A 22,098-nucleotide genomic window follows, 5' to 3' on the forward strand; every position below is an offset into this window, starting at 1 on the left:
CCCATGACCAACCCTTTCGACGACGAGGACGGCACCTTCCTCGTGCTCACCAACGACGAGAACCAGCACTCGCTGTGGCCGCAGTTCGCGGACGTCCCCGACGGCTGGAACGTCGCCCACGGACCCGACGCCCACGCCGCCTGCCTGGAGTACGTGGAGCGGAACTGGACCGACATGCGGCCCAAGAGCCTCGCCGACGCCATGAACGCCCAGCGGTAGCGGCTCGCAGTGACATTGACCGAAACCGCCGGCGGGGTCCGCGACAGCGCGGGCCCCGCCCGGTCCGACGACCTCGCCGCGGCCCTGCTCACGCCCGAGGCACGCCGGGACCCGTACCCGTTCTACGCCCGCATGCGCCGCGAGGACCCGGTCCACCGCAGCGCCCAGGGCATCTGGTACCTCACCCGGTACGCCGACGTCGAGGCCGCCCTGAGCGACCTGCGGCTGTCCAACGACCGGGACCGGATGACCCGCGCCTACAGTGCGCTCGGCGGCGACCTCAAGGCCTTCAGCCGGCTCACCGACCGGCTCGGCCGGGTGATGAGCAACACCGACCCGCCGGACCACGCCCGGCTGCGCAGGCTGGTCAACCGGGCTTTCACCGCCCGGCGCGTCGAAGCCCTGCGCGACGGCATCCAGCGGATCGTCGACCGGCTCGTCGACGAGGCGGTCGCGGCCGGTCCGGTCATGGACCTGATCGAGGCGGTCGCCTCCCCGCTGCCGATGTCCGTCGTGTGCGAGCTCTTCGGCATTCCGCCCGAGGACCTTCCACAGGTCAAGACCTGGTTCCACCGCTTCGGCCGGCTCAGCGAGGACATCGACAAGTCCGAGACGGCGATCGAGGAGTATGAGGAGTACCTGGCCCGACTCGTCCGCCGCCGCCGGGCCGCCCCCGGCGACGACCTCATCAGCGCCCTGGTCGCCACCCAGGCGCAGGACGACCGGCTCACCGACTCCGAGCTGCTGTCCACCTGCTTCGTCCTGATCACCGCCGGCGACGAGACCACCACCCACCTGGTCGGCAACGGCATGCTCGCCCTGCTGCGCCACCCCGACCAGCTGGCCCGGCTGCGCGAGGACCCGATGCTGATCCGCACGGCCGTCGACGAACTCGCCCGCTACGACACGCCGACCCAGGCGATCGTCCGGGTCGCCGCCGAGGACGTCGAGATCGGCGGGCGGACGCTGCGCGAGGGTGAGTTGGCCTACCTGTTCCTCGCCGCGACCAACCGGGATCCCGAGCGCTTCGAGGACCCCGACCGGCTCGACCTGACCCGCCCGGGCAACCGGCACCTCAGCTTCGGCAACGGCCCGCACTTCTGCCTCGGCGGCCCGCTGGCCAAGCTCCAGGCGGAGGTGGCCGTCGGCACCCTGGTCCGCAGGCTCACGCACCTGCGGCTCGCTGACGGCGCGGTACTCGACTGGCGGCCCAACCCGCTGCAACGGCGGCTCACCGCGCTTCCGCTCACCTACTGACCCATGAACGACGAAGGAGAAGTGACCATGGCCCGAGAGCTTGAGGTCCGCCGGGAACAGGACCTGCCTGCCACGCCCCATCAGGTCTGGGACGCGGTCGCCACCGGCGCTGGCAACCTCGGCTGGCTCTACCCGATGGACGTCGAGCCACGTGTCGGCGGAAAGGCCACGCGCGGCGACAGCACCGTCGTGGTGTGGGAGCCGCCGCACCACTTCGCGGTTCGGGCCACCCAGGACGGCGGGTTCTCCAACACGCTCACCTACCGCATCGAGCCGGCCGACGGCGGCGCGAGCCACCTGCGGATGGGAATCCACTGGGTGCACACGGGCGTCGTCGACGACACCTGGAACTGGGACACGAAGGCGGACGCGGCCGAGAAGCACGTCGACTTCTACCAGCACTCCCTTCCCGAGTACCTGAGGCACTTCGCCGGCCGCCCCGCCGTCTACGTCAAGGCCGCCCGTGGCGAGTCCACCGAAGACCCCGCCGACTTCGCCGTCCTGTGCCGGCGCCTCGGCCTCGACGACGACGCGGCCGTCGGCGACGAGGTCTCGCTCGACCTCCCAGGTGCGGACGGCGGTTCGACGCAGGTGGTCGTGGACTGGCTGAGCCCTGACTTCGTCGGCCTGCGAGGCCCGGACGCGCTGTACCGGTTCTTCAACGGCAGCTCCTGGAACTGGCCGATCTGGCTGGGCCACCACCTGTTCGCCGAGGACGCGGACGAAGAGCTGGCCACCAAGGCCTGGAACGCCTGGCTCAACGGCGCGTGACCTCGCCGCACGACACGACCGAAGGACCCCTGGTGGAAACACTGCTCTACGCCGCCGAACTCGTCGAGGAAGACGGCACCTACAAACTCGTGGTGCAGGACGTGGTGCGGGACACGGTCCAGGTCACCCCGGTTCCCGAATCCGCGGTGGCCAGGCTCCCGGTATTCCTGTCGATGCTGAGTTCCAAGCTCGGCTCGGCGTCGGCACGCGGCCGCTGGTAGACCGCTTCCGGATCAATGAGGCCGGTGTCGTCCCGCACATCGACTGCCGGACGGCACCGCTTTCGTGGACGGGCGCTGATGGCCGAACGTCAGCCCATGACGGTTCGAGAGGCGGCACCCTCGGCCAGGGGCCGTCTGCGGGAGAAGGCACCGAGGTCGACGACGACGCCGGTGTGTTCCCCCGTGTACCGCAGCGGATCGTGGTCGTGGTCGTGGCCGGCCTCGACACGGTCGACCAGGGTGGCGAGGAACCGGCCCGCCAGGGGAGCGTTCTTGAACTGGTTGCCGCTCGTGCCCATGGCGACGTAGAAGCCGACCAGATCGGTGCGGTCGTAGATGGGGGACCAGTCGTCGGCTGCGTCGTAGACACCGGCGATGCCGGTCGGCCGGTTCGGAACGCCGAGGAGCGGGAAACGGCGTGCGGCCCTGGTCACCTGGGTCTCGAACCGGGCGGGCGTCGGATGCGGGCTGCACTCGTCGGGATCGTCGAGCCACTCCCTGGGGTCGCAGGCGGGCAGAGTACTGCCGATGAGGAGGTGCCCGCCGGAGGGGCGCAGATAGGTCCCGAGGTCGACATCGGCCACGATCGGGCCGGACGTGGTCCCGGTGCCGCGCGGGCCCGAGATGCTTCCGTCGCCCTGACGGACCGGCGCGGCCACCTGGTGGACCTCCTGGCGCAGCGGGCGCACTCCCACGGTGAACTCTGCCCCGACCCCGGCCGTCCGGTTGAACCCGCCTGACCAGGGCCCGGCCGCGTTGACCACCACCGGTGCCGTGATCGCGGTGCCGTCGGCGAGCCGGACGCCCGCCACCCGGTCCTCGCCGCGCAGCACACCGACGACCGCGCGCCGGAAGAGGAAGCGCACCCCGATGCAGGCTGCCGCGTCCGCGAGGTTCTGTGCCGCGAGCTGTGGATCGTCGACGAAGCCCGCGTCGGGTGTGAACAGCGCGCCGAGTTCACCTTCGGGACCGGAGAAGAAGGCATCGTCGAGCAGGGACCTGGGAGGTCCGTAGCGTCCCACGTCGATACCGGGGATCCGGCTGCGCAGCGTCGCGGCGTCCCAGCGCTCGTACGGCACACCGGCACGCTCGAACAGCGCGACGACCTCCGACGTCCCGGAGCCCGGTGCGTCGAGGAGTACCGCTCCGGTCCGCCGGAACGCCGCCAGGCCGGGGCCGCGCACGGTGCCCAGATGCTCCGCCCATCGTGCCCAGCAGTGCCGGGATTCCCATGCGGTGGCGACACCGTCCCAGGTCGAGTAGTTGAAACGGATGATCGCGCTCGACGCGCTGGTGGATCCGTGGCCCACGCCGCCGGACTTGTCGACGACCACGACGCGCCGGTCGGTGCGCGCCAGTTCCAGTGCCACCGCGGCACCGATCACACCGGCCCCCACGACGACCGCGTCCGCGTTGGACGGAGGCGTGTCCGCTTGCCCGGCCGTCATGACGGCCGGTCCTCGGGGGTTCGCGGAGTCCGGTCAGCGCTGTCGTCCGGCGGAACGCGACGGGGCTGGGGCGGGCGGTCGTCGGAGCCGTACGGGAAGTGGCAGGCGGTGCGATGCGGCTGACGGGCCGCATCCCGCTGCGGGTCCCGTACGGCGCAGACCTCCCGTCCGGGCTGCCGGTCCGGTCCGACGGGGCAGCGCGGATGGAAGCGGCAACCGGTCGGCGGCGACGCGGGGTCGGGCACCTCACCGGTAAGAAGGGGTTCCCCGGCCGGGCGTCTCCCGGCATGCAGACTCGGCACGGCGGACAGCAGCGTCCGGGTATAGGGATGTCGTGGGCCGCACAGCAGGCTCTCGGTGGCGGCGATCTCCATGATCCGACCGAGGTACATCACGGCGACGGCGTCCGACACATGGCGGACGGCGGCCAGGTCATGGCTGATGAACAGCATGGCGAAACCCATGCGCCGCTGCAGATCCCGGAGCATGGTGAGCAGCGCCGCCCGGACCGACACGTCGAGAGCGGAGGTGACCTCGTCGGCGATGAGCACCGCCGGATCCACGGCGAGCGCGCGGGCGACGGCGACGCGTTGGCGCTGGCCGCCCGAGAGCTGCCGCGGCAGCCGGTCGGCGCATCCGGCGTCGAGACCGACCAGTTCCAGTAGTCCGACGACGCGCTGTTCGCGGCTGCGGCGGTCCAGCCGGACGAAGGCCCCGGCCGATTCGGCGATCGACTGCCGGACCGTCATACGCGGGTCCAATGCCGTGTCCGGGTCCTGGAACACCAGTTGGACCTGTTGCCCCAGCCGGCGCCGGTCGGCCGCCCGGCGCCCACCGTACTCCCGCCCTCTGACGGTGATCCGTCCGGCGCACGGCGGATCCAGGCCGACGACAGCTCGTGCCAGAGTGGACTTTCCCGATCCGGACTCGCCCACCAGGCCGACTGTCGTGCCCTGGGGAACGTCCAGCGACACGCCGTCCACTGCCGTGATCGGCCCGAGCGGTCCGTGATGGCGGACGGTGACGTCGTACAGCGCCAGCCCCGACCCTGTGCTCACGTCTGCGCCTTCTCGGTCGCGAACTGCCCGCGGGACGGTGCCGCGGGCAGCGGTTGCCAGCAGGCGACCTCGTGCCCCGGGACGAGCGGGGACAACACCGGGCTCTCCACCGCGCACCGGTCCAGCCGCTGTGGACAACGGTCATGGAAGGGGCAGCCCGGGGCCGCACCGTACGGATCGGGTGGCCCTCCCTCGATGGTGCGCAGGGGACGGTCACGCTCCGAGGCCAGGTCCAGGACCGAGGCGACGAGCATCCGCGTGTACGGATGCCGTGCGCCGGCCGCCAGTTCATGGGCAGGAAGGTTCTCCACGATCGTTCCCCCATACATGACCAGGACCCGGTCACAGGCATCGGCGACCAGGGCGATGTCGTGGCTGATGAAGAGGATCGCCGTGCCGTCGTCGTGCCGCACCCGGCGGAGCAGGTCCATGATCTGCCGCTGCACGGTGACGTCCAGGGCTGTCGTCGGTTCGTCCGCGATGATGAGGTCGGGGCGCATCATCGAAGCCGAGGCGATCGCCACCCGCTGGCGCTGACCGCCGGAGAGCTGGAAGGGGCGGGACCGGAGCAACCGGCGTCCGGCGGGCAGCGCGACCCGCTGAAGTCGGTCCAGCGCCTGTTCGACGGCCTCGGCGCGAGGGGTGCCACGGTGGGTGCGCACGGCCTCCGTCATCTGCGTTCCGATGCGCAGCGCCGGGTTGAAGGCCGAGGCCGGGTTCTGGAAGATCAGCGCCATTCCCGTCGCCAGCTGCCTGCGTCGCTCCTCGCGGGTAGACGACTCGACGTCCGAGCCGAGGAACCGGTGGGTACCCCAGGTCGCGCGAGCGCCGTCCGGCAGCAGGTCGGCGACGGCGAGCGCTGTCAGCGACTTTCCGGAGCCGGACTCGCCGACCAGGCCGACCATCTCACCGCGCCGCAGGGTGAGGGTGGCACCGCGGACGGGCCGGACCACCCCGTCCGCGGTGGGAAGGACGACCCGCAGATCCTCCACCTCCAGCACCTGGTCCACGGATGCCGGGCGGTCGGCGCGCGCCGGGTGTGCCGCGGGCTCTCCGCCCGGATTCGGGCGGGCTTGTCGTGCCGCGGCTCCGGCCAGCATCTCGCCGAGCAACTGGAACGCGACGGCGGCGTAGACGATGGCGATGCCGGGCGCCACGGCGGGCAGCGGTTTGGTGTAGATGCGGTCCAGCCCCTGGCTCAGCAGGAGTCCCCAGTCGTACGACGGGGCCTGCGCCCCCAGTCCGAGGAAGCTGAGCCCCGACAGCGCCACGAGTGCCGAGCCCGCGGCGACCGTGGTGTTGAGCACCAGCGGTTCGGCGATGTGCGGCAGGACATGGCGCAGCAGCAGCCGGTGGCGACGCAGGCCCAGCACCCGCGCCGCCGCCATGAAGTCGGTCCCGGCCACCTGGGCGGCAAGGGTCTGCGTGATCCGCGCGAAGCCTGGCGCGCAGGCGACGGCGAGTGCGAACACCGCACCGCCGGCGCCCGCTCCGAAGAGGGCCGCGAAGAACATCGCGACGAGGAGCGCGGGAAAGGCCAGCAGAAGGTTGATCAGGGCCCCCAGCAGGCGGGCGGCGCGCCCGCCCACGACGGCGGTGAGCGCGCCGAGCGTGATGCCAGCGGCCGCCCCGAGGAGTGTGGCCGCGACGGCCGGCAGCAGGGAGGGCCAGGTCGCCGCGAGCAGCCGGGCCAACTGGTCGCGCCCGAGATGGTCCGTGCCGAGCAGATGACCTGTGGTGGGCCCGCGCAGCACGGCTGACGGGTCCGGCCGGTCGGCCTGTGGTCCCCACAGCACCGCCCCGGCGACGGCCAGTACGGCGAGCGAACCGAGCATCGCCAGGGTGATCACGCCCATGGGGGTGGCCCAGCCCGACTGGGACGGGTGAGACCGGCCGTGGGTGGCACCCGGCGAGGCCGGGGGAGAGGAGGGCGGGGAGGACAAGGACGCGGAAGAGGAGGACGGCGCCATCGGATCACGTCTTCCGGATGACAGATCGGGGGTCGAGCAGCGCGAGGGCCAGATCGACCAGGAAGTTCACCACGAGGACAGAGGACCCGAGCACCAGAACCGACGCCTCGACGACCGCGTAGTCCTGCGTGGCCACGGACTGGGCCATCGCCGAACCGATGCCCGGCCAGGCGAACACCTTCTCGACCAGTACGGTCCCCGCGATCAGGGCCGGCAACAGGTTCCCGGCGAACGTCAGCGACGCGGTCAGCGCGTTCGGTGCCACGTGGCGCAGGTGGAGCCGGACGGCGGGCAGCCGTTTCGCGTGGGCGGCGCGCAGATAGTCCGCGTCGAGGACCTTGAGCGTCTCCACCCGCACGATCCGCAGCAGGACTGCGGTCGGAGCGAGCGCCAGCGAGAGTACGGGCAGCACATAGGACTGGGGACCGAGGTCGCCGGCGACGGGAAGGATGCGCAGGGCGACCGCCAGTCCCGCGGTGAGTCCCGCCGCGAGGACGAAGCCCGGCACGCCCGCCAGGACCGAGGTGGTGGTGGTGAACGCCAGTTCCGATCGTGGGCGTCGCCCGCCGTGTGTCCACGCTGCGATGAGCAGCCCCCCAGGGAGGGCGACGACGAGTACGCAGGCGAAGGCCAGGACGGCGAGCAGCAGGGTGGCCGACAGGCGTGCCCTGACCAGGTCGGCCACCGGCTCGCCGGTCACCAGCGAGACCCCGAGGTCGCCGTGGGCCAGCCGAGGGAGATGCTGCCAGTACTGTTCCGGCAGGCTGCGGTCCAGACCGAGTTCATGCCGCTTCGCCGCCACCAGGTCCGGCGGGGCGTCCACGCCGAGCGCGGCCCGGACGGGGTCCCCGGGGATCAGCCGGATCATCGCGAAGGAAGCGGTGACGACGATGAAGAGCGAGATGACCAGCCGTGCCACGCGCCGGCAGCAGAAGACCACCCACGGGTGGTGCCGGGCCGGGGCACCGAGCCGCGCGGACACGGTCGTCATGGGAAACCTCCTCGACTGGCGGGCGGCCGTGCGGCGCGTCCGCCACGGCTATCTGTGCAGGCGGATGCTGGTCGGTACGATCCGGCCGCCGGGCACGACGGCGAAGGTCGTCCGGTAGCCGTACACCGTGCTCGTGCCGTCGGCGACGGGCAGCGCGTCGGCCGAGCGGAGCAGCGCCGCGGCGGCCCTGTTCCAGTCCGCGCAGCTGGTCGAGCCCGGCGAACGCAGGGCTCGGACGACGAAACGGTCGTAGGCGGGGTTGGTGACATGCGCGAAGTTCAGCCCTCCCGACGACGGCGGGTCGGAGAAGTACGGGACGAGCTGCGCGGGCAGCTGTGGCCCCGGCGAGCTGCCGACCACGACATCGAAGTCGCCGCTCCCGTACATGGCCTGGACCACCGCGTTACGGCTCTCGCCGACGAGCTCGACGTCCACGCCCAGCGCCTGCCACGTCACGGCCATCAGTTCGGCGACCGACGGAAGGGTCGAGCCGAAGTCGGCGCTGCTGAGCAGCCGCAGACGCAGTGGTCGGCCCTGCTTGACCAGCCTGCCTCGCGCGTTCTTCGTCCATCCCGCGGCGCGCAGGGCTCGTACGGCGCTGTGCGAGGGCAGGTTCGCCGCGGCCACGTCGGAGTAGCAGAGGGAGTCCGGGGCGGTGACAGCGCGCGCGGGCGTACCGTCTCCGCCGATCGCCACATTGGCGAGGCCCTTGCGGTCCAGGGCTCCTACCAGAGCCCGACGCAGCACAGGCTCGCTCAAGGGCCGGTCGGAGCGCTCGTTGAAGAAGGTCAGCCCCACCACGGTCGGCACCTGGGCGGTTGCCAGACCGTGGCCGGCCAGCCGCGCGCGGTCAGGGCCGGTCACCATGGCGATGTTCACTCCGCCGGTGAGCAGCAGGTTCGCCACGGTGGACTCCTGCGGAACCACCGTCACCACGATCCGCTCCGGCTGCCCAGGAGCTGCGTTGCCCGCTCCGCGCGGCCCCCACGCGTACCCCTTGCGCCGTGTGAAGAGGTACGGACCCCCCGAGGCGTAGCCGCTCAGCACGTACGGGCCGGTGCCCTGCGACCTCCTGTCCAGCGCGCCGGGATCCGCCAGTCCGGCGGGGCAGACGACGGGCAGGAGACCGATGGTCCGCACGATGAAGCTGTACGGCGATGCCGTTCGAACCGACACCGTCCGCGCCGTGTCGTCGGCCGACACCGTGAACGGCATACCGGGCAGGGTGGTCCGGGCACCGACGAGCCGGTTGCGGGGATCGCCGGCATACCGCAGCGACCGGGCCACCCCGGACGCCCTCAGGGCCGTGCCATCGGAGCAGGTCACCCCCTTGCGCAGGGTGAAACTCGCCGAAGCGGCCCCGGCCTGCCATCGCTCGGCCAGACCGGACACCACCCGCCCGTCCCCCGCCACATCGACCAATGAGTCGTAGGCATAAGGAGCCAGTGAAAGGCCGAACTGCGAGTACGGGTTGAAGCTCGGGGTCTCGGAGGCGGTGGCGATCGTGACGGTGCCGCCCACGACCACAGGAGTACGCGTGGACGACACGTCGCCACCGCAACCGGCCAGCACGGCTGACACGACGGCAGCGGCTGCCGCCACGACCGACCGAGGCCTGAGAGACGACACGGTTCGGCGGTGCATGGCGCTCATCGTGCCATCGCGATCGACGGTCCCGGCCGGGCTTCCCCGGGCCGGACGCGAACATGCCGGACAATTTCCTCCGTCCGAGTGAAGCCGTCCGACGCGCGCTCCGCATCCTCGTTGCTGATGCCGCGTCACCTCAAGGCGCACACTGGCGGTATGGTCATCAATCCAGGGGGCTCCCCGGACGATTCGACGGCGGGAGAGATCGACCGGCTCGCGGCCTCGTACTGGGACTTCCTGCTCGCACGCGAGCCGTCGCTGCGCACACGCCGCGGGCTGCCGGTCGAGTCGCTGCCGGGGGTGTCGGCCGAGGAGGCCGACGAGCGCGCCGGGTTCGCGGCCGGGGTGCTGGGCCGGCTGGGTGCGCTGCGACCGGCGGAGCTGTCCGGTCCCGCCGCGGACACGGCGGGCTTCCTTCGGGCACTGGCCGAACAGGAAGCGGAGGCGGGGCGGTTCCACTGGCTCACCCCCACCGCCACGCCGTACCAGCTCTTTCGCCTTCAGCAGTACGGTGACACCGTCTTCCGCCCGTTCCGCTTCGAGCACCGAGCCGACGCGGACCGGTACGTGACCCTCGTACGGGACCTTGCCCGCTGTGTGTCGACGATCGGCGACAAGGTCGCCGGTCAGGCGGCGCGGGGCGTTCGCATCCATGCTCCGGCCCTGACCGGCGTCCACACCACACTCACCCGGCTGCGGGAGTCGGCGGCCCGGTACGTCCGGGCGGACGCCGGGCGGCTCACCCGGCTCGGCGCGGCGAGCCGGAGTCACCTGCGCGACACGGTGGAGCGGCTCGTGGCCACCGAACTGGAGCCGGCGTTCGACCGCCTCCTCGCCCTCGTGGGTGACCCGGACTATCTCCGGAGGGCGCCGCAGGCCGTCGGCTGGGCCCGCTACCCGGAAGGCGAGGCGGCATACCGGGCCTTCGTGAGGACGTACACCTCCGGCGACACGCCACCCGAACGCCTCCATGAACTCGGCCGGGAGCATTGCCGCGAACTCGGTGAGCGGATGCGGGAGATGCGCGACACGCTCGGCTTCGCGGGGACGGAGGCGGAGTTCAACGAACGGCTCGCGACCGAGCCGCGCCTGTACGCCGCCACCCCGGAGGAGGTCGAAGCCCGCTACCGAGGCCACCTCGACCGCCTCGCACCGCTGTTGCCGCGATGGTTCGCGGTCCTGCCCCGCGCCCCCTACGGCGTGGCCCGCCTCGACCCGGCGCTGGAGGGGTCGATGACGTTCGGCTACTACGAAGCGCCGACCGCCACACAGCCGGTGGGACGCTACCGCTACAACGCCTCGGACCTGGCCCATCGGTCACTGCTCGGCGCAGCCGCGCTCATCTACCACGAGCTGTCGCCCGGACATCACTTCCACCTCGCCCGCCAGGCCGAGAACACCGAGCTGCCCGACCTGCGACGCGAGCTGACACCCTTCAGCGGGTTCGAGGAGGGCTGGGCGGAGTACGCGGCAGGGCTCGGCTGGGAGATGGGGCTGTACGACGACCCGTGGGACGCGTACGGACGACTGGCCCATGAACGGTTCACCGCGCAGCGCCTCGTCGTCGACACCGGCCTCAACCTCGGGACGATGACACTGGAGGGGGCGCGCACCTTCATGCACGCCCATGCGGCAGCCGAGTCCGAAGGGCAGATCACGACCGAGCTGTTGCGCTACGCGACCGATCTGCCGGGACAGGCGCTGACGTACCGGGCGGGTCATGCGGAGTTCACAGCATTGCGGGCGGCGTGCGAACGTGACGCTGATACCACGTTCGCCGTACGCGCCTTCCACGAGACCGTGCTGGCGGGCGGCACACTGCCGTTTCCCGCCCTGCGCCGACGGGTGGAGAGAGAACTGTACGGCGCATACGGTCGAACAGAATTCCAGGGAAAGTCGCTCTACTCGAATGAGTGAAGGCCGCAGGGAATTGGTAGCCGCTTACCCGGCCTCGGATACTCTCTGTGATGGAGCGTGCGGGTCCGCTGAAGCGGAGTGCGTCCATCTAATCATCATCTCCTCGACAGAAGAGAAGGATGTTGTGCCATGCCGCCTGTAGTACCTCCTTTCCTGATCGGTCTGATCGCCGCATCCCTGGTGAAAACGCTGGGCAAGCCATTGGTCCGAGGGGTCGTCAAAGCGTCGGTGGGCCTGGGAATCGAAGTCAAGCGGGCCGTCCATGAAGCCGGCGAAGCAATCCATGGTCTCGCTGCCGAGGCGACTGCCGAGGTGCTCGCAGCCGAGACGACACCGGAAGCCGGACATGGCGTCGGCGCCCCGAAGGACGGCACCGCGGGCCGGGCCGGAGCGACCGCCAAACCGGCGCCCGTAGCGGCAAAGGCCCACGAGGGACGGACCGGCCGTCAGGCCAAGCCCGTCGGCAAGGCCCGTAGCACCGGTTCGGCCGCTGCCAAGGCCCGTAGCGACGGTTCGGTCGCCGCCAAGGCGCACTGAGTCTGCCCGCCGACTCTCCGTGTGATTCTGTCTCGTCCCAATGTCACGGCCACGTTTTCGTCTGCGTAACCGGTCGAGACTTCCAAGTCCCGGCCAGAGGAAGCCCATTCCTTTCCGCTCAAGTCCCTCCGTGACAAAGTTGACTTTGCTCCATGGAGTCTTCGGCGGACACAGTGGCCGTTCGTCTTCCCGGCCTCTCGCCTGCGACCGCCGCGCCACCGGCGGCATGGTGGACTGCGCCGTATCGGCCATCACGACACCCTGATGGAGGCAGGTCAGATGTATGCGACCGGAACCCCCCTGTATTCCGCGGAACTCATCCAGGAAGGCGGTGCCTGCGGACTCGTCGTGACCGATCGTCGGCGCCACACCGTGCGGCCCGCATACGTATCCACGAAGGCGGTGGAGCAGCTTCCCGCCTTTCTCACCAAGCTCGGCTTCCTGCACCTGCGCGGGATCCGTCGGCGATGACGGCGACCGACGCGAAGAAGTGGTTCCGTGTTCACCGGCGTGCGGCGGACCCCAGGCTCCGGCTGGTGTGTTTCCCGCACGCCGGCGGCACGGCACAGTTGTTCCACGGTTGGCCCGCGCTGCTGCCGACGGACGTCGAGGTGCTCGCCGTGCGGTACCCCGGCCGCCAGGACCGGCTCGCGGAAGCCTGCATCGAGGACATGGCCACCCTGGCCGACACGATCGAGGACGCACTGCGGCCCTGGCTTGACCGGCCGCTGGCGCTCTTCGGGCACAGCATGGGCGCCAGCGTCGTCTACGAGGTGGCCCTGCGGCTTGAGTCCCGCGGCATCGTCCCCGAACACCTGTTGGTCTCCGCCCGCGAAGCCCCCCAGTGGGCCGAACACGGTGTGCTGCACGACGCCGACGACGAAGCCCTGATCACCCATGTCCGGCACCTCGGAGACCTGCACTCGGAGGCCTACGACATCCCGGAACTGCGTGAACTGCTGCTGCCCGCCCTCCGTTCGGACTACCGGCTGATCGAGGGCTACCACCCCCCGAATCCGGCTCCGGTCAAGGCACCGATCACCGCGTACGTCGGCCAGGACGATCCGAGTTGTGTGCTCGACGGGGTGCTCGCCTGGTCCGGCCTCACCGCCCCGGGCTCCTTCGAGCTGTGCCCGTTTCCCGGGGATCACTTCTACCTCGTGGACCGGGAGGCCGAAGTGGTCGGGGACGTGGCAGCACGTCTTGCGCGCGCGTGAGGCGCCGGTCAGGCCTGACGGTGGGTGCCCGCCTATCGAGAGCCTGGAAGTCCACGGCGCACACGCACAAATCCCGGACCGTGCGCGGTCGGTTCCCGGCAGGGTCCGCGCCGTGTCGGCGGCTGCCCGCCCGGCTGTGACGGAAGTCGGGGCCCGGCACCGCGCATGGCGCCCGCGGGGTTACCGGGGGACGATGGTCGTACCGGGCGCTGAGACGTGCGGTGTCCCCGGCAGCGGCCGCGAAGGCCGGGACGGAGAAGAGACCATGCGACCGGGAAGACGTGCCGCCGACGCGATACTCCGGCTGCTCAGCCGGGACTGGGCCGGGCTGGGCATCGCTCTGCTGCCGGCGGTCGCGGGGACGCGGTGTGTGTCCAGGGATACCGGCCGGCGGATTCTCGGCGGTGGGCTGTGGGCCGTGGCCCTCGCGCTCGGTCTCGGGTCGTTCCGCCATCTGGTGCATGTAGGCCGGGTACGGGTGAGGTATCCGCCACCCGGGCGAATGGTCGACGTGGGCGGCTACCGCATGCATGTCCTGGCCGAGGGAGACGCTGGGCCGAGGCCCACTGTGGTCTGGATGCCGGGCGGCCATGCCGGCGGATACGCCATGTACCGGCTGCACGCGCTGGCGCGGGAACAGATGCGTTCGGTCCTGGTGGACCGTCCGGGGTCCGGCTGGAGCGACCCGGGTCCGTTCCCGCGCACGACGGCGGCAGAAGCCGTCGAACTGCTCACGGCGCTGGAACGGGCCGGTGAAAAGGGGCCCTACGTCTTCGTGGGGCACTCGTTCGGGGGGCTGCTCATGGCCAACGCCGCCAGGCGCCGCCCCGACCTGGTGGCCGGTCTGGTGCTGCTCGATCCCACCCCGCCCGATGCCGTCGCCTTCGGCCCGGCGCTTCCGGCCCTGCGACGTGCCCCGAGGGACCAGACCGTCCTGGCGCTGCGTCACCTCTTCGGCCTCCACTCTCTCGCGGGCAAGAAGGAGACACACACCTCCGATGACCCGACACAGGTTCTCACCATGATCGAGCTCAGGACCAAGGCGAGCTGCGCCGCGGCATCGATCCTGCGAGAGCTGTCGCCGGACGGCATCACCCGAGACGGCTGGCAGACGGCCGTACACGACGGCGAGCTCGGCTCGCTGCCTCTCCTCCTCGTGGCGCCACGCGATCTGACGGGCGGTGGCGAGATCTTCGACGCGGTTGACGATCCGCAGGAGAGCGCCCGGGTCCGGCACTTCTTCCTCACCGTGAGAGAACGGTTCCTCGCGGCCTCCAGTAGGGGGCGGAGGATCTACACCCCAGAGGGAACCGGCCACGATTTTCCGGATCGCGTACCCGACTTCGTTGTGCAAGTGGTGGGCTCGCTGTTGGACCAGTGCGGGCCGGGGACGCCGAAGCCGTTCTGATCCCGTCGCGCAGCCACGGCCCGCTCCGGCGAGCTTCCACCCGACCGAATGAACAGGGTCGGCTTCTACGGGCGCGTCGGCCGAGGTCCGACTATCGTGTTTTTGGTGGGGGGGAAATTCCTGCCCGGCTTTGTCGGCCAGACGGTATCGGCTCGTGCGGCGTCGGCAGTCGTGCTGTGCACACAAGAAGAGGGTTCACACATGCTCCCTGCTGTTCCTCCCTTCCTCGTCGGCGTGATTGCGGCCCCCCTGGCCAAAAGAGTGGTGAAACCGCTGGTGCGAGGCGTCATCAAGACGTCGGTCGGCCTGACCCTTGAAGTCAAGCGTGCAGTCATCGAGGCCGGGGAGGAGATCCAGGGCCTCACCGCCCTGGCGGCTGCCGAGAAGATGGCGAGTTCGGCTCGCACAGGTGGTGTGTAGTCGGCGGTGAGGTGACGACGCACGGTGCCACGGCTGGCTGAAGTCCGGCGACCTCGGCCTCGCCGAGGAACTGAACGAGGGCAAGAGACCCTGAATAGTCGCGGCGGACTTCGCGACTGGCAGTGGAGGTGGTCTCCGCTGGAGTGCCCCGGGCCGAGGCGACCGAGCCTGACGAGCCGACAGAATTCGTGACGCGTACGCGGCCATCCGCAAGGCAGGCTGTCCCTTCACGGAGTTTGACGTCCAACTGCGTTCGCTCTCCGGGCTGGAGCCGAATCCCCGGTGGGGACTTGCCTACCGGGACTTCACCACTCCCCAGCTCGACGCCCGTGCCGAGGCAGATGGTGTCCCGCCGAGTGGTGTAGCAGCGATCTCTGCATAGCCCCTGGTCATGGGGCGGCCATCGCGCAACTCTCCGCGTAGCGAAGCTCGTTGAAACGAGAAGTGACGCGATGGCCTTGTCCCGGCATGACTTACTCCGCCTGATGGAGTCACTGCGTACGGCGGACGGAATCGAGTTGATCAGTGTCCTGGCCCAGAGGATCCTGCAGGAACTCATCGAGGCCGAGGCCACCGTCCGGATCGGCGCCGAGCCCGGCGAGCACACCGAGACACGTAAGACGATGCGCAAGGGGCACCGGGAGAAGGTACTGACCACTGCGGCCGGGGACCTGGACCGGACAATCCCCAAGGTGGTCCGCACCCGGCCCCTGGACCACCCCGCTTCCCCTACGTCTACCTCAACGCGACGTACTGCAAGGCCCGGGTAACCACCAGATCGTCTCCCAGGCCGTCGTCGTCGCCACCGGCATCACCGAAGACGGAAGACGCCAAGTACTCGGACTGACGGCCGGCGACAGCCAGACCGAAGTCTTCTGGGATAAGTTCCTGCGCTCCCTGCACGAACCGGAACGGGTCAACCGGGAGATCAAGTGCCGCGTCGACGTCGTCCAGATCTTCCCAACCCCGACGCCCTCGAACGCCTCACACAGCCGTCCTCATCGAGATGCACGACGAAGGGATCTCCTTCCCCTGTCGCCGCCTCCCTGAAGGCAGCAGGGGCAAGATCTATCCACCTGAAGATCAACCAGACGCAGTTACAGACTACGAGGGACATGACCAGCAGGGGCCGAATCGACTCCGGGCGGACCGCGTGCTACCGATCCTCAACTCTCCTGATGAGACGTCAGGTAAGTCAGTGTCCACTCAGCATCAGTCCCGTACGGTTCTTCGCACATGGGTCGAGTTGATGGTCCCGCGGCGGCCTGGGCGGCGCAGAAATGCGCAGGCGGGAAGCCTGGTCACAGCAACGCACAATGTTCCTGAAAGTCTTCGAGCCGAAGGCGTGCCGATGTACAGTGTGGGCCGCCCCCGACCTGCAGAAAGTCGGCGGGGAGCCGTCCTCTAGGAGTCTCAAGTGTTGCGCACTATCCTCAAGTCCAAGATCTAGCGTTTTGGTGTTTGCGCAGGTCAGAGCCCGATAGTCGCGTCCGGGTCAGCGAATGGTCAGCACCAGGCCGGATGGTGTCCGGCCTGATGACCTGGACTCGAGGCAGGGGCCTGCTCGACGAACGTGTGCCGCGCATACTCAGGGGCCGCGCAGACGAACCGTCGGCCCGCAGCGGCAGTACGCACGGCCGTCTCGAATTGCGAGCCCGGCCGGACCAGTCGTTCGAACGCTTCCCTATCATCAAGGACATGGTCCCGCCGCGTAGATGATCCCGCGCTCTTCCTCACGGAGGCGGTCCGCATTCTCCGCGCCCCCGGAGCCGTCGCCTCCAGCCGCCGCCTCTTCGTCGTACTGGCGGCCCCCCTCCTGCCCTACCGTTCCGGTGGGCATCCGTCGGCGATATGGGAGGTGGGTTCCAGAACCGGTGCCGGCGGACTCTCCCGAACTCCGAACTCGTCTCCGTGAAAGGCGCGGGCCACGCCATCTCCCGCGGCCGACCGCATCTCTACACCGCGCTGCTCCGGGCTTTTCTGTTCGGAAAATCGCTTCCCTCACCCGCGTTCTGACGGAGGTGCGGTCGCCGCCTCGACGAGCACCGGGACGGATTTCCCCGGGTGCGGAGCGGTGTGGCATGCCTCGAGAGGTCGGCGGGCGAACTGTCCGGCGGCGAGACGGCCACGCGGTCAGGCTGAGAAGACTCGGCATGCAACGCGCAAAGTGCCTTCCAGCGAGGACGAGGAAACTCTCGATGAGTTCCATCGTCCTGGCTGTGAAGGCACTTGCGTTCTTCTGGTCGGACTACGGGCAGAGCGGTGGGTGGAACGGTCGGGCTACCTCACCGCGTTGAGCGCCTGCAGATATCCGAGCCGCTGGCCGTCCGGCGTCGGGTGGTACGACACCCCGGTGTCCGAGACGTTGAGCGAATGCAGCCATGGGTCGCCGTTGCAGATCCGGTGATAGCTGAACGCGTAGTCGGCGTCGCCGACCGAGAAGCCGTACTTCCTGGCCGTGGCGGAGATCAACCGGTTCATTCCCTTGGTCGCTTCGTCGAGATCGTAGCGACTGTCGTTGGTGAGACCGGCGCAGGTATTGCTACCCAGGTCGTAAGGCATGGGGTAGTTGAGCACGACGACCTTGGCGTTCGGGGCCTTCGCTTTGATCGCCGAGTAGAGCCTGTCCATCTTGGCGGGGAGCGTGGACTCGATGAACCTGTCCGCGGCCATGACTCGGTCGTGACAGACGCTCCGGATGCTGAGGATGCAGGTCCTCATGACGTCGGAGAATCCCGCGTCGTTGCCGCCGGCGGTCAGGGTGACGAAAGCGGTGCTGGAACTGAGTGAGGAGAGCTGGCCCCCGAGGACACTGTCCGTCGTGGCGCCCGAGCAGGCGTTGAAGTTGAACGAGGACGACGGGTGGGCGGCGTTCCACAGGTAGGGGTACGCGTTGGTGCTGCGGTTGCAACTACCTGAGGAGGCGATGTAGTTGCCGGCTCCCACTCCGGAGGAGTAGGAGTCGCCGAGCGACACATAGCCACCGTTCGCGGCGGCTGTTGCTGGTGTGGCGGCACCGGTGAGGACGGTGCCGGCGGCGAGGAGTGCCGAGGCCACGTATGCGGTAATTCCGAATTTCTTCATGGAGCCTTCCTTGCGGGTTTTCTGCCGCGGCCGTTCTATCAACTCCGCGCTTTCGCAGGAAGTTGCCAGGATAATTTCGCAAATAACCGCCGGGCGGGACCTCTTCACTGCGTGACAAAGCGACGACGGCTTCGTGGAGCGGTCCATGAGGGATGGTCGGTCACCTAGAGGGGGTGAGAGTCACATCGGGGCATCATGGGACCGTGACGCGGCTTTGTATGCGGTTTCTTGGCATGTCGCCGGAACGTGGGCCACGGCCGAGTGAGACGAATGCATCGTGGAATTCGGTGCGGCGTTCCCGGTTCTGTCCGTTCCCGGGGTGCCCCTTCAACTGATCGTCACGCCGGCTTCCCGATCCACCGGCCCGCGTGACTGCCAACGGCTTCGGACCGCCTGGCGAATTGCGCGATGCGGCCACGCACCAGCTCACGGCCACCGTCGGGCCGGGCACCGCGCGGAGTATCGACGTGCGGCCGTCACGGCTCCCGGGGAGCGCCAGCCCGCTCCGCTCTGCTGGGTGCGCTCAGTTCCCTCTTCGCTCGGCCCCCGCCAGAATCCGTGCCTCGACCGCTTCGTACTGGCGGCGTTGCTCCTCGGCTTTCTGCCCTCCGGAGAGCGCCGTTCCCGCCCAGCCGAATGCGAAGCCCAAGGGAATGGAGATCAGGCCGGTGGTGGTGAACGGGAACCAGTTGAAGTGGGAGTTCGGGAACGCGGAGACGGGGGAGCCGGACACCAGGTTGGTGCCGGTCATCAGGACGATGGTGGTGATGGTGCCGCCGATGAGGGTGTACAGCAGACCTGTGCGGGTGAAGCGGCGCCAGAAGAGGCTGTAGACCACCGCCGGTGCGAGCGAGGACGCGCCGATGGACACCGAGAGCAGCGCCAGGGGCTGCAGGTTGTGGTTCTGGACGAGGGTCGCCAGGACGACGGTGGGAGCGCCCACCGCGAAGGTGGACACGCGGGCGAGGGTCATCTCGCGCTGGGGGCTCATGTTCTGCGTGCCTGCGGCGAACAGATCGTGCGCGAGCGAGTTGGCACAGGCCAGGATCATCCCGGACACCGAGGCGAGCAACGTGAGGAAGAGGGCCGTGGTGACCGTGGTGAGCAGGAGCGTCTCGGCCGTCGATATGTCCGCGCCGAACGCGGCCCGCGAGCCCAGCAGATACGCCGTCCTGCCCTGGGGGTCGGCGCCGGCGATCGCAGCCCGCCCGATCAGTGCCGACGCGCCGAAGCCGACGACCGTGATGATCAGTACGAACAAGGCCACGCACGATACCGCCCAGGACATCGAATGGCGCACCTGACGGGCACTGCTCGCGGTGAACATGCGCATCGTCACGTGCGGCAGACAGGCCCCGCCGATGACGACGGTCAGCTCTGAAGTGATCATGTCGAGTCGGGGGAAGGGTACGCCGGCGAATTGCAGACCCGAGTGCAGGAAGGCCGGGCCGACGCCGCTCTTCGCTGCCGCTGCGGAGAACAGTGCACCGGGGCTCCAGTCGAACTGTTGCATGATCAGTACGGCGATGACGGCACCTGAGCCGAGCAGCATGACGATCTTCAGGATCTGTATGAGCGCCGTGCCCTTCATGCCGCCGATCGCCGCGTAGCCGATCATCAGTGTGCCGATTCCGATGACGCAGCCGGTCTTCAGCGAGTCGTTGGAGAAGTCGAGGATGAACGCCACGAGATCACCGGTGCCCGCGAGCTGGATCAGCATCAACGGCACCAGCGCGGCGATCGTCGTGGCGGACGAGGCGATGCGCACCGCTCGGCTGGGCATCCGCCTGGCGAAGACGTCGCCCTGGGTGAACCGGCCGGCGTTGCGCAGCGGTTCGGCCAGCAGAAACATCAGCAGCGCGAGGGAGAGGGACGTGCTCAACGCCAGGACGACGCCGTCGTACCCGAAGAGGGCGATGACCCCGCCGGTGGAGAGGACCGTCGCCGCCGAGATGTAGTCCCCGGCGATGGCGAGGCCGTTGCGCAGCGGGGACAGCGAACCGTACCCCGTGTAGAACTCGTCGAGGTCGTCCCGGTCGGGCCCCATCATGACGCAGAGGAGCAGGGTGATCGTGGCGACTGCCGTGAATGCCACCAGGGACATGCCCCGCGCGGAACTGCTGAATCCGATCACCGTGACGCTCCCGGAATCGCCTCTAAAGCGGCCTGCCTGCGCACACGGTCCGCGATCGGGTCCACTCTCCGGCGCGCCGTGTACTCGTACAGGCCGACACACACACAGATGACGGGCACTTGGAGCAGCCCGAGCAGCAGTCCCGTCGACAGCCCGCCCGTGATGGTGCCCGTCATCAGCGACGGCTCGACGGCCGACAGGACGAGGAAGATCGTGAAGTATCCGAGCGCCGTAAGCGTCGCCGCGCGGCGCTGCGCGCGGTACGCGCCGCGCAGGTTGCGCAGATCCCTGTTGCGTCCGACGGCCGGAGGACGCGGCGTCCCGCTTCCGGGTTCCACTCGCGAGGGGTACGCGGTACGCGTGGGCCAGGCATGGTGTGTGTGGTTGTACGGCTGTGTGGTGGGGCGTGGTGGGACCTTTGGGGACGAGAACGCGTCTGTCATCCCGTTTCTCCTTGCATGGCTCAGTGAACGTGAGGCTCCGCGGGGGCACGATGAATGCGGGCACGCCACTGGGTGGTCGTTGTTGCTGACTGAGTTGTTTGGTTCGCCGGCATCTGGCGGACGGTTGTGTCGGCTGTTCCTTGGTTGTCGTTCGCCGCCGTGTGGCGGACACCGCCGCACGGCGGCGACTCAGGCCGACCTGCGGCGCAGCAAACGGCGCAGACACAGGGATCACAGGTGTCCGCGCCGTGTGCTCGGGTTCGTGAGGTGTGGGCTGAGTGGTCTGTGCAGCAGGGAGAGTCCGCTCGGTGGCCCGCCATCACACTTGCTGTCGCTGGACGTTGTGCCCACCTGCCTGTGGCGCGAGGCCGTCGACAACGTGGTGGAGAGTCGTGCGGCTCCGGACCCGTGGCGACGACCTCACCTCCTACTTCGTGCGGCCCTGCGTGACACCTCCGGCGTTGTAGCCGCGTGTGATGTGTGTGCCGCTACCGACCTGTTCCGCGTGGAAGTTCGAACTGCCGACGCAGGCGCCGTACTCGTAGACGGCCTTGCTCGTACCGCTGAGGCCGCCCGCGTCGGTGGTCGTCGGTCCGCCGAACACCACATCGGACCGGGGAATCGTCGAACAGCTCGGAACCCCGAGGTAGTACTCGACGAAACCGACCTGCGAAGCCTGCAGGTTTCCACTGCCTGACGGCACCCGGTAGGTCCCGATGTGGACGGACACGTTGGTGACCGTGTCCGTCGCGGTGCCGGTCCAGGTGTCGGACCCGGTGCGGGCCACCGTGACGGAGTACTGCCGGCCGTACACGCCGTCGAAGTCCACGGCACAGCTCACACCGGCGCCACCGTCGGCTCCTTGGTAGCAGTTCGGGTCACTCGTCGACGCTCCGGAACCGAACACGGAGAACACACCATGAAGGCGCTCGTGGCCGTTCCTGTCGGCACGGGGCTGCAAGCCCGTGTAGCCGCTGTTGTACCGGAAGTTGTACTGCTGGGCAGCGTAGATGCCGTCCCGGTGTGCCGTGGCGCGATTGACCGTCATCGGGAAGGTGATGTTGGTCAGCCCCGCGGAGGGGGCGTTGGGGATCGACCAGCTGACGAGCACGTTTCCACCGGCGACCGCGGCAGTGGCCGACTGGGAGGTGGACAGAAGAAGTCCTCCCGCGGCCATGGCCGCCAGTAAGAGGCGACGGCGCCTGCTCTGTGACATGGGCGTGGTCCTTCCGTTCTGAGAGCCCCCAGTGCCTCGTCCAGGGGCGATGCGGTTGCTCGGGGAGGGGTCCGGAGATCAGGGTTCGCGGGCTGGTGCACTCCTCTCCACGCTCCGCAGCGTGGAGAGGAGTGCAGACA

Annotated in this window: 21 protein-coding genes; 12 read left to right on the top strand and 9 right to left on the bottom strand. The window is 69.3% G+C overall.

What is annotated here, in order from left to right:
* Positions 1 to 3: 3 nt before the first annotated feature.
* From ACIQ7M_RS03265 to ACIQ7M_RS03280, 4 genes are read left to right on the top strand one after another with little or no spacing between them, the layout of a single operon-like run.
* Complete coding sequence (locus tag ACIQ7M_RS03265; RefSeq protein WP_403639092.1) at positions 4 to 219, top strand: MbtH family protein; 216 nt, start codon at positions 4 to 6, stop codon at positions 217 to 219.
* A 9-nt stretch (positions 220 to 228) separates the two neighbouring features.
* Positions 229 to 1,476 (top strand): cytochrome P450, encoded by a 1,248-nt coding sequence (locus ACIQ7M_RS03270; RefSeq protein WP_403639094.1) that lies wholly within the window; start codon positions 229 to 231, stop codon positions 1,474 to 1,476.
* A 27-nt stretch (positions 1,477 to 1,503) separates the two neighbouring features.
* Positions 1,504 to 2,247: an SRPBCC domain-containing protein gene (locus tag ACIQ7M_RS03275; protein ID WP_403639096.1), complete on the top strand. Its 744-nt coding sequence runs from the start codon at positions 1,504 to 1,506 to the stop codon at positions 2,245 to 2,247.
* A gap of 32 nt (positions 2,248 to 2,279) precedes the next feature.
* Positions 2,280 to 2,468 (top strand): hypothetical protein, encoded by a 189-nt coding sequence (locus ACIQ7M_RS03280; protein ID WP_403639098.1) that lies wholly within the window; start codon positions 2,280 to 2,282, stop codon positions 2,466 to 2,468.
* Positions 2,469 to 2,557: 89 nt separating this feature from the next.
* Here ACIQ7M_RS03280 and ACIQ7M_RS03285 read toward each other — a convergent pair whose 3' ends face one another.
* From ACIQ7M_RS03285 to ACIQ7M_RS03305, 5 genes are all read right to left on the bottom strand, one after another.
* Complete coding sequence (locus ACIQ7M_RS03285; protein ID WP_403639100.1) at positions 2,558 to 3,916, bottom strand: NAD(P)/FAD-dependent oxidoreductase; 1,359 nt, start codon at positions 3,914 to 3,916, stop codon at positions 2,558 to 2,560.
* The gene (locus tag ACIQ7M_RS03290; protein ID WP_403639102.1) at positions 3,913 to 4,974 is read right to left on the bottom strand and encodes an oligopeptide/dipeptide ABC transporter ATP-binding protein; all 1,062 of its coding nucleotides are present in this window, start codon (positions 4,972 to 4,974) and stop codon (positions 3,913 to 3,915) included. The genes ACIQ7M_RS03285 and ACIQ7M_RS03290 overlap by 4 nt, the downstream gene beginning before the upstream one ends.
* Entirely contained in the window at positions 4,971 to 6,830 is a 1,860-nt protein-coding gene (locus tag ACIQ7M_RS03295) for a dipeptide/oligopeptide/nickel ABC transporter permease/ATP-binding protein (protein ID WP_403639104.1), read from the bottom strand. The genes ACIQ7M_RS03290 and ACIQ7M_RS03295 overlap by 4 nt, the downstream gene beginning before the upstream one ends.
* Before the next feature lie 118 nt (positions 6,831 to 6,948).
* Positions 6,949 to 7,935, bottom strand: coding sequence for an ABC transporter permease (locus tag ACIQ7M_RS03300; protein WP_403639106.1), 987 nt, complete (start codon positions 7,933 to 7,935; stop codon positions 6,949 to 6,951).
* 48 nt (positions 7,936 to 7,983) lie between these two features.
* Positions 7,984 to 9,483, bottom strand: a complete 1,500-nt coding sequence (locus tag ACIQ7M_RS03305) for an ABC transporter substrate-binding protein (protein ID WP_403639108.1) — start codon at positions 9,481 to 9,483, stop codon at positions 7,984 to 7,986.
* Between the two features lie 255 nt (positions 9,484 to 9,738).
* On the opposite strand from ACIQ7M_RS03305, the gene ACIQ7M_RS03310 reads away from it, so the two are divergent.
* The 8 genes from ACIQ7M_RS03310 to ACIQ7M_RS03345 all read left to right on the top strand — a co-directional run bounded on the left by ACIQ7M_RS03310 (position 9,739) and on the right by ACIQ7M_RS03345 (position 16,131).
* Positions 9,739 to 11,499, top strand: a complete 1,761-nt coding sequence (locus ACIQ7M_RS03310; protein ID WP_403639110.1) for a DUF885 domain-containing protein — start codon at positions 9,739 to 9,741, stop codon at positions 11,497 to 11,499.
* Positions 11,500 to 11,628: 129 nt separating this feature from the next.
* Positions 11,629 to 12,036: a DUF5132 domain-containing protein gene (locus ACIQ7M_RS03315; RefSeq protein ID WP_403639112.1), complete on the top strand. Its 408-nt coding sequence runs from the start codon at positions 11,629 to 11,631 to the stop codon at positions 12,034 to 12,036.
* Between the two features lie 279 nt (positions 12,037 to 12,315).
* Positions 12,316 to 12,507 carry a hypothetical protein gene (locus ACIQ7M_RS03320; protein ID WP_403639114.1) on the top strand — a complete coding sequence of 64 codons (192 nt, stop codon included), beginning with the start codon at positions 12,316 to 12,318 and terminating at the stop codon, positions 12,505 to 12,507.
* A complete protein-coding gene (locus ACIQ7M_RS03325) occupies positions 12,504 to 13,253 on the top strand; it encodes a thioesterase II family protein (RefSeq protein WP_403639116.1) in 750 nt (249 codons plus the stop codon). The genes ACIQ7M_RS03320 and ACIQ7M_RS03325 overlap by 4 nt, the downstream gene beginning before the upstream one ends.
* A gap of 265 nt (positions 13,254 to 13,518) precedes the next feature.
* Complete coding sequence (locus ACIQ7M_RS03330; RefSeq protein WP_403639118.1) at positions 13,519 to 14,661, top strand: alpha/beta fold hydrolase; 1,143 nt, start codon at positions 13,519 to 13,521, stop codon at positions 14,659 to 14,661.
* A gap of 105 nt (positions 14,662 to 14,766) precedes the next feature.
* Entirely contained in the window at positions 14,767 to 15,081 is a 315-nt protein-coding gene (locus ACIQ7M_RS03335) for a DUF5132 domain-containing protein (RefSeq protein ID WP_403639120.1), read from the top strand.
* Between the two features lie 485 nt (positions 15,082 to 15,566).
* The gene (locus ACIQ7M_RS03340) at positions 15,567 to 15,851 is read left to right on the top strand and encodes a transposase (RefSeq protein WP_403639122.1); all 285 of its coding nucleotides are present in this window, start codon (positions 15,567 to 15,569) and stop codon (positions 15,849 to 15,851) included.
* Positions 15,852 to 15,891: 40 nt separating this feature from the next.
* Positions 15,892 to 16,131 carry a hypothetical protein gene (locus ACIQ7M_RS03345; protein ID WP_403639254.1) on the top strand — a complete coding sequence of 80 codons (240 nt, stop codon included), beginning with the start codon at positions 15,892 to 15,894 and terminating at the stop codon, positions 16,129 to 16,131.
* Between the two features lie 1,230 nt (positions 16,132 to 17,361).
* Here ACIQ7M_RS03345 and ACIQ7M_RS03350 read toward each other — a convergent pair.
* The 4 genes from ACIQ7M_RS03350 to ACIQ7M_RS03365 all read right to left on the bottom strand — a co-directional run bounded on the left by ACIQ7M_RS03350 (position 17,362) and on the right by ACIQ7M_RS03365 (position 21,958).
* Complete coding sequence (locus tag ACIQ7M_RS03350; protein WP_403639124.1) at positions 17,362 to 18,165, bottom strand: SGNH/GDSL hydrolase family protein; 804 nt, start codon at positions 18,163 to 18,165, stop codon at positions 17,362 to 17,364.
* A gap of 523 nt (positions 18,166 to 18,688) precedes the next feature.
* Positions 18,689 to 20,299, bottom strand: coding sequence for a cation acetate symporter (locus ACIQ7M_RS03355; protein ID WP_403639126.1), 1,611 nt, complete (start codon positions 20,297 to 20,299; stop codon positions 18,689 to 18,691).
* Positions 20,296 to 20,637, bottom strand: a complete 342-nt coding sequence (locus ACIQ7M_RS03360) for a DUF485 domain-containing protein (RefSeq protein ID WP_403639128.1) — start codon at positions 20,635 to 20,637, stop codon at positions 20,296 to 20,298. The genes ACIQ7M_RS03355 and ACIQ7M_RS03360 overlap by 4 nt, the downstream gene beginning before the upstream one ends.
* A 532-nt stretch (positions 20,638 to 21,169) precedes the next feature.
* Complete coding sequence (locus ACIQ7M_RS03365) at positions 21,170 to 21,958, bottom strand: hypothetical protein (protein WP_403639130.1); 789 nt, start codon at positions 21,956 to 21,958, stop codon at positions 21,170 to 21,172.
* Positions 21,959 to 22,098: the final 140 nt, after the last annotated feature.

The organism is Streptomyces sp. NPDC096324 (genome assembly GCF_044763015.1).
Classification (GTDB): domain Bacteria; phylum Actinomycetota; class Actinomycetes; order Streptomycetales; family Streptomycetaceae; genus Streptomyces.